The following is a 12330-nucleotide window of genomic DNA, read 5'->3' on the forward strand; positions in this document are numbered from 1 at the left end:
CCGCTTCCTGAATCCGATCCGAAAAAGTTGCAAATTTCGCCGAAAATGGTGTCTCTAGGCCATGGCGACGTTCTACGAGTTTGGTCCATTTCGTCTCGAGGCAGACGCCGACACGCTGTTCCGCGGCACAGAGCCGGTTGCTCTCGGAAGGCGAGCGGTCGCGCTACTTCGGCTGCTTCTGGAGAAGGCGGGCAAGCCGGTCGGCAAGGACGCCTTGATGGAGGCGGCCTGGCCAGGCCTGGCGATCGAGGAAAGCAATCTGACCGTACAGGTTGCGGCGCTGCGGCGCGCGTTTGCAGCCGTCGAAGGCGGCAGTGCCTGGATCGAGACGTTGCCGCGCCGCGGTTACCGCTATGTCGGCCCCCCGGCGGTCACCTTGCCCGATGGCAGCCGGCAAACATGGCTTCCGTCCGCGAGCTCGGACAAGCCATCGATCGCCGTGCTGCCGTTTTCCAACTTGAGCGGCGATCCAGCGCAGGACTACTTTTCCGACGGGATCACGGAAGACGTCATTGCGGAATTGTCGCGTTTCCGGTCGCTCTTCGTCGTGGCCCGCCACTCCAGCTTCGTCTACCGGGGAAGCTCGTCCGACATCCGAGAGGTCGGCCGCCAGCTCGGCGTACGATATGTGGTGGAAGGGAGCGCACGCCGGATCGGGAAACGGGTGCGGGTGACCGTCAAGCTTCTGGATGCCGCGAGCGGCTTCACCATTTGGACGGAGCGCTACGACCGCGAGATCGAAGACATATTCGCCATCCAGGACGAAATCGTCGGCAAGATCGTCTCGGCGCTGCCCGGCCGGCTCGAGGACGCGGGCCGCGAGATCGCGAGAGGCAAGCAGACCTCAAACATCACGGCCTATGATCTCGTCCTGTTGGGAAACGAGAAATGGCGTCAATTGACCGTCAGGAGCATGGATGAGGCGCGCGACTACTTCAGGAAGGCTGTGGAGCTTGATCCAGCCTATGCGCGCGCTCACGCCAATATGGCCTGGACGGTCGTCTGCGCCACGTTTCTGGAATCGCCCGCCGCCCCTCCACTGGACGATGCTCGTCGCGAGATCGAGAACGCCCTCGATCTCGACGAGAATGATGCCTGGTCCCACGGCGTCTTCGCACAACTTCTTTTCCTGCAAGACCGCGATCAAGAGGCCGAAACTCATTTCAAACGCGCTCTGGCGCTCAATCCGAACGACGCTGACGTCGCCGCCGCTTTTGCAAACATTCTGGTCTACTGGGGGCGCTGGCAGGACGCACTCGCATGGATCAAATCGGCCAAACGGCTAAACCCGTTTCCACCCAACATTTACCATTGGTACCACGCGCTGGCGCTTTTTTCCGCTCGCGAATACGAACAGGCGATCGACGTTCTCAGGGAAGCGCGATCGAGCGACCGCTGGTCGCACGCGCTTCTTGCGGCGTGCTACGCACAAACCGATCGACTGACAGAAGCGAATTTCGAGGCTCGCGCATTCATTCGAGAAAGATGTCTGGAATTGGGTGAGAACGGCGAAGCTCCGCCCCTTAACACGCTCGACCTCGCCCGGATGCGGGCCAACAGGTATAGAAACCCCGTCGATCGGGATCATTTCCTCGACGGACTTCGCAAAGCCGGCCTAAGTGATGGACTCTCCAACTCTGGATAGAGACAACGTTGTTGGCATCAGCGACGGACGTTGTGGAGAGCACTCCGATCGAGTGATCGCTCTTTCCTGAGGACTGCTTCGGGTCAAACTCGGAAGTCGGCGGGTCCAGGGTAGATGGTCTGCTCGGCCAAGTGAGCGGACATCACCGGACCCGCTGTTCAGGTCCGCGAAGGGCCAACAGGCGACCCTCGCCAATAATCAGCACGATTTGAATTAAGCGTTTAAGTGACGTGAAAGAGCACTTCGCCTATAGGTTGTCATCATGGCGCCGCAGATTGCATGCGAAAAGCGCTACGGACGCTGAGACACTGTCATGAGATGGCCACTGCCGTATCCAAGGCGCGGTGATGTGATGGGTATTCTATTCATCGTCGTTCTGCTGTGCCTTATCGCTTTCGGCTTCTATTGGTTTCCAAATTCTAAGACGAAAAACGGCTTCGGTCCAGATTGGGATTGCACCCCTGTCCCGAATGGCCAACCGATTTGCATCAAAAAGCGAGGTCAGTGAACGCGGTTCGCTGATGGAATTAGACATGGAGATGTCCGATGTGGGTCACAAGCCGCCGAACTGGCGCCCGGCAGCAAACTTCCGGTCTGCCCCTTTGAGCCGACATGCAGCGACACCGCGCCAACGGAAGCGATGGGCCATGAACGGACATTGGTCTCAACGCTCGTTAGATCAGCATCGGCGCTACGCCTCTTTCGTGAGGCAGACCAAAAAACGCATCTACAAATGCGAGGATCATGAGAAGAATTGTAACAAGCGCGCTTGCGACGGCCCAAAAGAGCGCATGATTGATCAGCGCTGCTCGCCGATTGAGTGCCGACATGTCCGGGTGAAGCCGCTCAATAACCGGCTCCGTGCCGTTATGGGACGCAACCGCAGGACACCTGTCGATGATGCGGTTGAGGCGTGTCACGTGAAGCCGGAGACGGCACCTAGGATGAATGCTGGCGCAATCGCGTGATTGATGTCTTGGAAAAGCTGTGTGACAGACGGCGTCTCAAGCATGCGAAGTCGAAACATATTGGTGAGTGAGCGCCAGTCATCTAGCCGAAACCGGCTTCGCCATTTGACGAAGCCGGCTCTTGCCCGCTCAAACCTTCTTCACTGGAGGAATTTTCCACGACCCATTGATGATCGACGGGTTCTTTTCGGTCGGCCAATACAACCTCATCATCAGGATGAAGTCTCCGTCAGGAGCAGGCAACCAGTTGGACTCCTTGTCTTTGCCGGGTGAGTCCTTCTGAATATAAAGATCAGTCGATCCATCCGCATTCGCCTTAAGACTTTGTCGAGCGCTGATCGAATAGCGGTCGATAGGATTACTCACGAAGAAGTAGTTGGAATCGTACATCGTGAGCGACCAAAAGCCCAGAGCTGGTGGCAGTTGCCCCTTCGCGAAGCGCAGCACGTACTTGTTTGCGCCATTGTAGGTTTTGCCTTCCCCATCCTTCGTTGAGGTAGGATAGACGGCATCCTGAGGACGGTTAGCGCCTAGCCCAATGGCAGTGATGAACGCCCGCATCAAATAGTTGGTACCGTAGAGTCCGGTCTTGGTTGTGTAGACGAAGCCATTGATGTTCTGGACGTCTTTGTTGACCTTGAACTGGAGCATGATCCGGTCGAAGGCAATTTCGGGCACGCGCTTGACGAAATCCGCCTTGAGTTTGCTTGCATCGAAGTCTTGACCGGGAACAATGCCGATCTTGGAAAACCTGGCGAGTTCAGCGGCGTCCTCCGCTGCCGGTGGATTGTCTTTCATGAGCTTGCAGAGCAGCGTGAAATACTCCGCCGCATCCATTTTGTTCACCTGCTCGCGGACAGCCGTCTTCATATCGATGGATAGATCGACGGTGCCAGGGGGCGGTGTGTAGGGTTTACCGTATGAACTTAGCGGAACGAGCTTGAACTCGTCCTGCAACTTGTGAACCTCGGCATAATCTTCCGGCGTTCCGGTGCAGTAGATACGGCCAAGCAGCCAAACGATGCTAGTCGGCGACTTGTATTCCTTGACACCAGCGGGCAGCGAGCCCTTCCAGCCGGGTCCAGTGATCGCGTAGGTCTGCGCACCCGTGCCCGTCGTGCGTTTACCCGGCACCTGAAAAACGCTAGGGTCTGTACCTAAATAGCGCCACGTGATTCTCTTGCCTACGTGTTGATTCGGGGGCGAGAGAATGCGCGCTGGTTTGTTTTGGCTGAACGACAGGCAATGGGCGCGTATCGAACCGCATCTGCCGAGGGGACTGACGGGGCCGGATCGGGACGACGACCGACGCATCGTCAGCGGCATCATTCACATGCTGCAATCGGGTGCACGATGGCGTGATTGTCCACGTGAATACGGCCCTTACACGACGATCTACAATCGCTTCAATCGCTGGGCCAAGCGAGGACGATGGTGCGCAATCTTCGAAGCGCTGGCCAAGCCTGGCGAAGACGGCGTCGTACTGTCGCTCGACTCGACCTCGATTAAAGCTCACCGGTGTGCCTCCGGCGGAAAAGGGGGGAGCACAATCAAGCAATCGGCCGCTCGCGCGGAGGCCGCACGACAAAAATCCATGCGCTGAGCGATCCGCTCTGCCGGCCGGTCGTCCTGCATCTGACTCCAGGCCAGGATGCCGATATCGCTGCGGCTCCCGATGTCCTGGCGCTCGCGCCACCCATGAGCGTGCTCCTCGCCGACAAAGGGTATGATGGCGACAAGCTTCGCGGCGCAATCATTCGTCGTGGCGCCAAGCCCGTAATCCCCAATAAATCTAACCGTGTCGTCATCCATCGCTTCAACAAACGCGCCTACAAAGGACGAAATGTCATCGAACGCTGCTTTTGCAGGCTCAAGGACTTCCGGCGCATCGCCACGCGATATGACAAGCTCGCCCGTAATTTTTTGGCCGCTGTTCATCTCGCCGCTCTCGTCGCATATTGGCTCAATTGAGTCTGGACCCTAGTCCAGCCGTCAAGCATCGGACACAGAAAGTAACGGCCCTTCATGTCGGGAATGCTCAGCACCCACGGCTCTTTGCCGACATCAAAGAAGGAAGTCGTGTAAAGTGTGTCGGCATTTGGAGCCGTCACATCCCTGAACGATGAGTCCGGGTATTTGCGCAGCTTGATAATCTGGCCCATCGGCCCGCGTGTCCCGACTGGCTCCGCGACGTTCGTGATGACCCTGCGCGTCATCTCCATCGTTACGAGCGGGTAGCCAAATACATACGCGTCGGTGGCAAGGATAAAGTCCTCCAGCCCTTCCCCGATGCCCAGAAAAGAGCCGAGTTCGTCTGCTCTGCTAGCGGTGCTTATAGTTGTTGCGGCGAATAGGCCGAGTCCGCCAATGGTCGCTGTGCGTCGCGTAATTTCCATAATGGGCTGCTCCCGGCCGATTGTTGCTGGTGACCTTATGTTTCGGCCCTCGCTCTACAGTAGCAAGGTTTTGGCGCTAACGGAATGCGCGTGCTAAGCTTGACTTCTGATTTGGGTCAAAATCGGTCCTGTCATCGCTCGAATTGGACGCAAGTACGTCTCCAATCGTCTCGAAGCGGACGACGCGGGATTGGAAGGGCTCCGGACTGAAAATGACCAGCCTCACTAGTTGAGGAGGTCAATATGACCGATAACCTAAGCACCATCCCTGCCGTCTCCAAACGCGTCCCTTGGAATAAGGGGAAGATCGTCGGCGCAAAGCCGCCGCTACGTCCGAAGCACGTCTGGTCAATCCGCACCAAGCTCCAGGTCGAAGGCCGAATGCGCGATCTGGCGCTATTCGACGTCGCCATCGACAGCAAGTTGCGCGGCTGCGACGTCGTAGGCTTGAAAGTCGATGACCTTGCGCCAGGCGGATATGCGGCGGACCGCGCGACCATCCGACAAAAGAAGACCGGGCGGCCAGTCAAATTCGAATTGACTGAATCGACCCGGCAGGCAATCGACGATTATCTGCGGGCTGCCGGCAAGAAGTCAGGAGAATACCTGTTCACTGGCCGGCGGCGGAGTGGACATATGACGACCCGCCAGTATGCCCGTCTCCTATCTAACTGGATCGCTGACATCGGACTGGACCCGCACCTGTTCGGGACGCATTCCCTTCGCCGGACCAAGGCGACGTTGATCTATCGTCGAACCGGCAATCTGCGAGCCGTGCAACTCCTGCTGGGGCACACGAAAATCGAGAGTACCGTCCGCTATCTCGGCATCGAGGTGGACGATGCCATCGCGATAGCAGAACAGGTAGACGTCTGACTTGGGGGGCAGAGCGGGCGCGCCCTGCTCTGCCCTCGCAGACGGCTTTGGGCCAACAGGCGACGTGAATCACAATGGCAAATGAAACAAGCCGCCCAACTGAGGCGGCACTTACCCGGCTGGTGGGATCGCGTTGAGAAGCTGAGAAATGGCAGTGACAAGCTGCGCGGGCGCGAACGGCTTCGCCAACATGATGCTGTTAGGTACGCCCTTTGATGCCCAATCGTCTGCTTCGATGCCGCTCATGTAAACGACGGGAAAGTGGGGGTCGATCTCTCTGGCGTGTCGCGCGACCTCCCACCCGTTGATCTCACCGGGCTTCAGATTGATGTCCGTGACGAGCGCCCGGTATTTGCCCTCGGCCGCATCAAGTAGCTCAATGGCCTTTTCGCCGGATGGAGTTGCTACAGTCTCGAACCCGCCCTCGCTCAGGCAGTCTTCGACAAGGTTCTGAACAAGCTGGTCGTCTTCAACGACCAGGATAAAAAGCTGTTGGTTTTCCACTCGGGGACCTCAGTGCGCCGCAATAGGAGCGCAGGGGTACACGCGGGGAACAGACTATCGTTCCGGGGAAAGTGAGCAATATTGCTCACAATGAAATTGGGTCCACTAGGGGTTAAAACACCCATCTTGAGAGAACAGACGGGGAAAGTGGAACAAAACCCTGACGCGAATGCCTCTCTGGGCGGCCTCGCAGTTTCCCCTGGTCTGCTTGAGGCCCCTAGTCGGCAGCCTATTCGGAACAATGCTGTCTGGAAGCACTTGGCGCACTAGAGGTTGCCAACGCCCCGGTACTTTTTTGATGTCGAGGACGGCCACAGGCTTTTTGATTTCATCGGGGTTTGTTTGCGACGACGATATCGCTGCAATCATCAGGGCGACGGTGCTGGCCATCGGCGTTTCACTTGATAAGCCCGAAGATGATCCTGAGCGTCGCATCGCAATAATCAGCGATGACGGACGGGAGATTGGCACCGTGCCCGTGTATTCAAGGCCGTCATACGAAAACCCGGCCCCATAAGGTGCAGTCGCTACGTCGGCGCGTGCAGTTGACCGTGAAGCCAGCCGGTTGTTCGTGGGGATTTCATCGGATCAACCAGATCGGCCACAAGCTGGTGGACGTCGTTGCAGGCGGGGCACTCAAACGTCCGGATATCGAAGCCAAAGGGGCCGGGCGTAATCCGAGCCAGCACCGCCTCTGCTCGACACATAGGACATAGCGTTCGGGGATGTCGGAACATGTTGCACGCCTTTGATCAGGCGGAAGCGTTACAGAACTCTCAGTCACCGGTAGTTGCCGTGGTGGGCGGTGATGGAACCCACTGTGGAACTGCCACTGGGCTCGGCGCTGGTCAGTATTGCTCACATGCCAAAAGAAATTAACGCGTCGTTAGTGAGTTAGGTCGCCGCTAGATTCAAATTAGGGCAATTGCTCGCAACCCCAGTGATCACGCGTCGAGGACGCTCGTCGCTACTGACCTTACGTGCTGCAGCACTCCCAGCTTGGTCGAATGTCCTCCTTGGGTCATTCGCGACGTTCGAGCGGCGCGCCTCGATCGACAGGCCGACTTCTTCAACACAATCGCCCAGAAGTGGACAGTTTGAGATCATCATTAGCGGGATTAGCGGGCGTCCCTGAGACGACGCCAAACCCCATCAGCCATCGTCCGGGGCCGGCGTTCATTCCCGCAAGCACCCGGTCGCGCAAAGACTGTGGGACAACGTTCGCCGCGCTGGGTCAGCTCGATGACTCTCGCGGCGATGGTCTCGCGAGCCCGCGCGTCGCCGTTGATATGAAGGTAATGGCAGACTTCCTCACAAGCCAGGGACATCGCCTCAATATCGTTGGGCTCGAATGCGCCGGCTGATACGAACGGAAGGATGACACCCATAATTCAGCTCCTCTGTTACTGGGACGCCTCTTGGTTCGGCATCTCCATAACGTACGAGTCTGCGCACATTTGGAGCCGAGGTGAGCTTTAGTGCTCACTTGGCCGCCGGGGACACGTGCCACTACACTGCCACCGACATCCGGGCCGGGTTTTCCTGATGTTCGGTTTGCCCTAGAATGTAAGCCAGTTGATAATTAAAGGCGGGAAGCGTGGCCAAAGCAACGAAGAGGCGGCCCTTCGACGTCCAGGAGTTCCTCCACACCGTGGCCTCGGGGAGGACCGTTTCAAACTATCGGAAGAATCGGAAGGTCTTCTCTCAGGGAGACCCCGGTGATGCGGTCTTCTACATTCAGGAGGGCAAGGTCAAGGTCTGCGTCGTCTCCGAGCAGGGCAAGGAGGCGGTCGTCGCGCTCCACGGAAATGGGGACTTCTTCGGTGAGAGCTGCCTAAATGGGCATCCGCTGCGGGTGGCGACGGTCGTGACGGTGACGGAGTGCGTCATCATGCGGCTCGAAAAGGCAGCTATCGTGCGTGTGCTCCATGACGAGCCGAAGTTCTCTGAGATGTTCATGGCTCACCTGTTGTCTAGGAACGCCCGAGTCGAGGAGGACTTGGTCGATCAACTTTTTAATTCCAGTGAGAAGCGTCTGGCGAGGGTGCTCCTCTTGATGGCGAACTTCGGCAAGGAGAGTAAGCCCGAGCCGGTCATAGCGAAGATAAGCCAGGAGACACTCGCGGAGATGGTCGGGACCACCAGGTCGCGCGTCAGCATGTTCATGAACAAGTTCCGCAAGCTTGGGTTCATCAAATACAACGGATCACTGGAGGTCCATAATTCCCTGCTGAACGTGGTCTTGCACGACAGTCCTCACCTAAGAAAGCGTGCCGAAAAGGATAAATGAATTGAACCTGCTCGGACGTTGCCCCTCTGGTCTAGCTGCCGCACCAGCGTGGGGTCATCTAGCCCGCTTGTGAACCTGACAGCCTCACGACCGCTACGGGTCAAAAACGCCGGTTTCACCCTTTGGCGTTGACTTCCGATCTACCCCTATCAACGGACATTCGAGGAGTCGACGCTGTCGGGCAGACGCTCGCTGCGGACCACTTTGGCGGCGCCACCCGTCGCCTGACGTTCGGTCGTTCTCGTCTTGACGCCTTGCCGCACGACGTCGCGGTCCTTGTCGGTGAACGAACCTTTAAGCGCGACCCTGCCGGCGCAGCGCGCCGCGGATCCGCCCGCGCGGCTCACGGTGTCTTCGATTGGTACCGTGAAGGCTCTTTGCATGCTCGCGGTATCGATCTTTAGGGCACACTTATAGTTTACGAAAGACGCAGCCCGAATAAGGAAACTCCAATGAGCAAACCGATGTTATGTTCGCGCGGACGTACCATTGAATGTATTGGAAACGACCGTGCAGAAGTCCTCGGCGACGCGGCCAAAGACCTGCTCATCGATTTGGATCAATTCCTAGCCCAGGAATGAACTTAGGAGGCCCTGCGCCCCGTCTCGGGCCCAATACGCGCGCGAGAGCTCAAGGATCGTGAACGATGTCGGCTCTCGGTGGCAGAGCAGACAGGAGAATTCTAATCGCACGCGAAAAAATAAGGCCGCCGCAATTGGCGGCCTCATTAACCCGCCCTAACCGGCGGGTTTTTCTTTGTGCTCATGCGGCTCGCCACGGTTTTCGGCAGTCTGCTCCCCATCCCCGGGCTTTTTCCCGGCCATGTTTCCGGGATTGAAATGGTACTTACCTTCCGGATTCTCGCCGGGCTGCGTCTCATTTGGGTTTTTATTGTTGGCCATTAGGCATTCCTTTGGAAGGGTAACGACGTGCAACGGGACTATAGTTGCTAAGTTCCAAAGAATCCGAGTCAGTGACCAAGACGAAGCATCATGATCATCCTGCGACCACTTTGCCCCGTGTGCCAAACAAGAACCATGTTCGGCTTTGCGGCAAGCCACTCCTCGATCACGGGATAGCGGTCAAGCATCGTTTGCCGAGTGGCACCGGCTTGCGCCACACGTAGCGCCGCCGCTGAATAATCCGCGGCTCTGATGATCATCGCATTCAATCGTCGTTTGCCGGGTAACGGCGAGCATCGCCATCGAATCCGCCGTACGTCGTCTTCGGTAAACGTTTCTAATCAGCCACAGGCTGACATCTCAACCGGGAAAATCGGGATCCTTTGTTCGCTTTGAAACTGGCGAGTGGCGAGCAATATCCGAGCGTGGGCATCAGCCGCTTCCCAAGAGACCCCGCTGCGACGGAATCATTTACCGTTCCGTCGCTGGAACCAAATTCACATCGCATTATTGTTCCAAAAATAGTGGAGGGACATCATGCTTTCCAAATGTCTTGCAATAGCATTCCTGGCTATCGCGCCGATGACCGACGCGGCGGCGCAAACAGCCACAAACCAAGCGGCTTCGACAACCAGTGCTACCACGCACAAGGAGGGTGAATGGCGCGCGTCCAAGCTCGCCGGCGTCGATGTGTACAATGAAGCAAACGAGAAAATCGGAAACATCCACGACGTGATCTTGGATAGGTCAGGCAAGGTGGCCAATGTTATTCTGGGTGTGGGCGGCGTCCTCGGCCTGGGCGAACACTACGTGGCGGTCTCCTTCGATAAGCTGAAGTGGGTTGACCAGCCGGTGACCTCGACAACTGCGTCAACAACGTCCGCACCAGCGAATCCGCCTGCAACCACTTCCGCTCCAGACAGCACCACGCGAACCACCACCGGTGCCGCAACGACAACCACGACAACCACCACAACCAGCGCCAGCACGCGTTGGTATCCCGATCACGCGGTGTATAACGCCACCAAGGACGAATTGAAGGCGATGCCGGAGTTTAAGTACTAGATCCGTTGCTGCGCCGCCTTGAGGCCCATGTCATGGCGGCCGAGCGCCTTCATGCCGATGATACGACCGTGCCGGTGCTGGATCTACGTGCGGGACGCCAGCCCGGACCGATCCGGGAGGCTGCCTGCTGGTCGCATGGAAGGCGTCCGTTCTTCGCCATGGCCGACATCGAAGAGAATGCGCGGCGCAAGGCTGCCGGCAAAAAGGCGATCCCGCTCTCGCCCATCGCGGTCGAGGTCGTGCGCCGGATCGATGCGCTGTTCGAGATCGAACGCTCCATCAATGGCAGGAGTGCGGAGGAACGTGTTCAGGTGGCAGACGCTGAGCCGTCCCTTGGTCGATAATCTTCAGGTCTACATGCGGGAACAACTCGCCAAGCTCTCCCGTGGGTACGACCTGGCCAAGGCGTTCAACTATATCCTGAAGCGCTGGGCGAGCTTCACCCTGTTCCTCGAGGATGGGCGGGTACGTCTGTCCAACCATGCCGCCGAACGAGGCCTAGGCATCGCTCTTGGACGGCAGTCCTGGCTGTTCTGCGGATCTGATCGCGGAGGGCGGCGCGCCGCAGCCATGTACAGCCTCATCGTCACGGTGAAAATGAACGGCATCGACCCGCAGGCGTGGCTCACGGATATCCTCGCCCGCCTCGCCGCCCATCCGGCCAATCGCTTGGACGAACTGCTGCCCTGGAATTGGACGCCCGCATCAACGATCTCCGCTCGAGCGGCATGACCACTCACGTCAACAAGGTCCATCACGTCACCACTATTGCCAAGGTCGCCAAGGACCTCGGCGAAGACGAAGATTGGCTTTGGGACATCGCCATCGAAATGAAGATCGAGGATGGCGTGACGCGGTTCGTAATTGCGCGCTAAGTTTCCCGAAACTTCTAGCCGTGAGCCCTCAGCCCAAATATCAAATGGAAGTACCACCGCTGATGCCCGAAACATGCGGAAAACGTCTTTGGCGCGCTACGAACCTTCAGCGGTGTGAGCGTCCAGCCATCCCTTGTTCTTGAAAAGACTGCGCAGCGATCGGGCGATCTGCCGCCGTGCATTTCTCTCAGCCCCGGGCGGCGTCGACCTGGCAAACCTCAGCATCTGGCGTCGTAGCTGTACGAGCTGCCCGTGCGTATAGCGGGTATCGTGGTTTATTTGCTGGCGTTGAAGTTGTTTAAGTGACGACATAGTTCGCCCTCCACTTGGGTTGGACGGGAGCGTGATGCTCTCAGTCACCGATGGATGCCAATGGCCGAACGGTGATTTTATCAGGATGGAACAACGCGGACTTCCGCCGCTGTCTCGTTTTGCTCATTTGTTAAAAATTCAGGGCGGCAGTGACGGGCTCGCCGTAGCCACGTCTCTTTGTCGAGAGGGTTTATCGCCCGCTCTGCCTGTTGGCGGCGCTCATTGTCCTGCTCTGAGATCCCATCGGGATAGTAGGCCGCAGGCTGCTTCAACGTTCACTTCGGAGCTTGCAGGCCGGGCGAGTTTAGCCATCCACTGATATGCGAGCTGGTCTCGGCTTGCCGGGCTTTGCGGATCGCGCGCTCCCGCTCGATACCAGGTGGAAGCGATTTGGCTTCCTGACGGAGACGCTGGGCTTGTTCGGCAAGGCGCTCTTCAAGGGACGTGGTTTGCTTGAAACGGCGTCGCTGCATGGCGCTGCTCCATTCTAAGAGGAG

General features: G+C 57.9%; 15 protein-coding genes and 2 pseudogenes. 8 read left to right on the forward strand and 9 right to left on the reverse strand.

From position 1 onward, the window contains the following. The first annotated feature begins 61 nt into the window (after positions 1–61). Positions 62–1645 carry a winged helix-turn-helix domain-containing tetratricopeptide repeat protein gene (locus ACE10W_RS36125; RefSeq protein WP_304548685.1) on the forward strand — a complete coding sequence of 528 codons (1584 nt, stop codon included), beginning with the start codon at positions 62–64 and terminating at the stop codon, positions 1643–1645. A gap of 674 nt (positions 1646–2319) precedes the next feature. Here ACE10W_RS36125 and ACE10W_RS36130 read toward each other — a convergent pair. Both ACE10W_RS36130 and ACE10W_RS36135 read right to left on the reverse strand, forming a co-directional pair. Beyond that, a complete protein-coding gene (locus tag ACE10W_RS36130) occupies positions 2320–2565 on the reverse strand; it encodes a DUF2721 domain-containing protein (RefSeq protein WP_369525311.1) in 246 nt (81 codons plus the stop codon). A gap of 177 nt (positions 2566–2742) precedes the next feature. Beyond that, positions 2743–3942, reverse strand: a complete 1200-nt coding sequence (locus tag ACE10W_RS36135; protein WP_370204825.1) for a DUF1254 domain-containing protein — start codon at positions 3940–3942, stop codon at positions 2743–2745. On the opposite strand from ACE10W_RS36135, the gene ACE10W_RS36140 reads away from it, so the two are divergent. After that, positions 3824–4584 (forward strand): IS5-like element ISBj2 family transposase gene (locus ACE10W_RS36140; protein ID WP_110115815.1). Its coding sequence is split into 2 segments (ribosomal slippage): positions 3824–4163 and positions 4163–4584, totalling 762 coding nucleotides; the frame shifts between segments, so codons are not numbered across the junction. The two genes, ACE10W_RS36135 and ACE10W_RS36140, sit on opposite strands and share 119 nt — an antisense overlap. A gap of 5 nt (positions 4585–4589) precedes the next feature. Here the strand turns inward: ACE10W_RS36140 and ACE10W_RS36145 are convergent. Continuing rightward, positions 4590–5009, reverse strand: a pseudogene (locus ACE10W_RS36145) (DUF1254 domain-containing protein); the annotation flags it as partial. A gap of 243 nt (positions 5010–5252) precedes the next feature. Here ACE10W_RS36145 and ACE10W_RS36150 point away from each other — a divergent pair. Then, complete coding sequence (locus ACE10W_RS36150) at positions 5253–5885, forward strand: tyrosine-type recombinase/integrase (protein WP_304548686.1); 633 nt, start codon at positions 5253–5255, stop codon at positions 5883–5885. 111 nt (positions 5886–5996) lie between these two features. On the opposite strand, the gene ACE10W_RS36155 is transcribed toward ACE10W_RS36150, so the two are convergent. Both ACE10W_RS36155 and ACE10W_RS36160 read right to left on the reverse strand, forming a co-directional pair. Next, positions 5997–6389, reverse strand: a complete 393-nt coding sequence (locus ACE10W_RS36155; RefSeq protein WP_060910329.1) for a response regulator transcription factor — start codon at positions 6387–6389, stop codon at positions 5997–5999. Between the two features lie 105 nt (positions 6390–6494). After that, positions 6495–6779, reverse strand: coding sequence for a hypothetical protein (locus ACE10W_RS36160; protein ID WP_271613094.1), 285 nt, complete (start codon positions 6777–6779; stop codon positions 6495–6497). A gap of 1207 nt (positions 6780–7986) precedes the next feature. Here ACE10W_RS36160 and ACE10W_RS36165 point away from each other — a divergent pair. Further along, the gene (locus ACE10W_RS36165) at positions 7987–8679 is read left to right on the forward strand and encodes a Crp/Fnr family transcriptional regulator (protein WP_304548689.1); all 693 of its coding nucleotides are present in this window, start codon (positions 7987–7989) and stop codon (positions 8677–8679) included. A 149-nt stretch (positions 8680–8828) separates the two neighbouring features. Here the strand turns inward: ACE10W_RS36165 and ACE10W_RS36170 are convergent, their stop codons facing one another. Continuing rightward, positions 8829–9026 (reverse strand): hypothetical protein, encoded by a 198-nt coding sequence (locus tag ACE10W_RS36170; protein WP_375762443.1) that lies wholly within the window; start codon positions 9024–9026, stop codon positions 8829–8831. Positions 9027–9131: 105 nt separating this feature from the next. On the opposite strand from ACE10W_RS36170, the gene ACE10W_RS36175 reads away from it, so the two are divergent. Next, entirely contained in the window at positions 9132–9260 is a 129-nt protein-coding gene (locus ACE10W_RS36175; protein WP_271613092.1) for a hypothetical protein, read from the forward strand. 156 nt (positions 9261–9416) lie between these two features. Here the strand turns inward: ACE10W_RS36175 and ACE10W_RS36180 are convergent, their stop codons facing one another. Continuing rightward, positions 9417–9581, reverse strand: a complete 165-nt coding sequence (locus ACE10W_RS36180) for a hypothetical protein (RefSeq protein WP_304548695.1) — start codon at positions 9579–9581, stop codon at positions 9417–9419. 68 nt (positions 9582–9649) lie between these two features. Further along, on the reverse strand, positions 9650–9841 hold the full coding sequence (locus ACE10W_RS36185) for a hypothetical protein (protein ID WP_060910327.1): 192 nt from the start codon (positions 9839–9841) through the stop codon (positions 9650–9652). Between the two features lie 277 nt (positions 9842–10118). On the opposite strand from ACE10W_RS36185, the gene ACE10W_RS36190 reads away from it, so the two are divergent. The 3 genes and pseudogenes from ACE10W_RS36190 to ACE10W_RS36200 all read left to right on the forward strand — a co-directional run bounded on the left by ACE10W_RS36190 (position 10119) and on the right by ACE10W_RS36200 (position 11521). Then, entirely contained in the window at positions 10119–10646 is a 528-nt protein-coding gene (locus ACE10W_RS36190; RefSeq protein ID WP_060910326.1) for a PRC-barrel domain-containing protein, read from the forward strand. Beyond that, positions 10643–11378: pseudogene (locus ACE10W_RS36195) on the forward strand (transposase); the annotation flags it as partial. The gene ACE10W_RS36190 and the pseudogene ACE10W_RS36195, both read left to right, overlap by 4 nt. Then, positions 11375–11521, forward strand: coding sequence for a hypothetical protein (locus ACE10W_RS36200; protein WP_171901089.1), 147 nt, complete (start codon positions 11375–11377; stop codon positions 11519–11521). The pseudogene ACE10W_RS36195 and the gene ACE10W_RS36200, both read left to right, overlap by 4 nt. A gap of 587 nt (positions 11522–12108) precedes the next feature. On the opposite strand, the gene ACE10W_RS36205 is transcribed toward ACE10W_RS36200, so the two are convergent. Then, a complete protein-coding gene (locus tag ACE10W_RS36205) occupies positions 12109–12306 on the reverse strand; it encodes a hypothetical protein (RefSeq protein WP_271613089.1) in 198 nt (65 codons plus the stop codon). Positions 12307–12330 lie beyond the last annotated feature (24 nt).

The sequence above is a fragment of the Bradyrhizobium sp. B025 genome (genome assembly GCF_042257955.1).
In the GTDB taxonomy this organism is placed as follows: domain Bacteria; phylum Pseudomonadota; class Alphaproteobacteria; order Rhizobiales; family Xanthobacteraceae; genus Bradyrhizobium; species Bradyrhizobium diazoefficiens.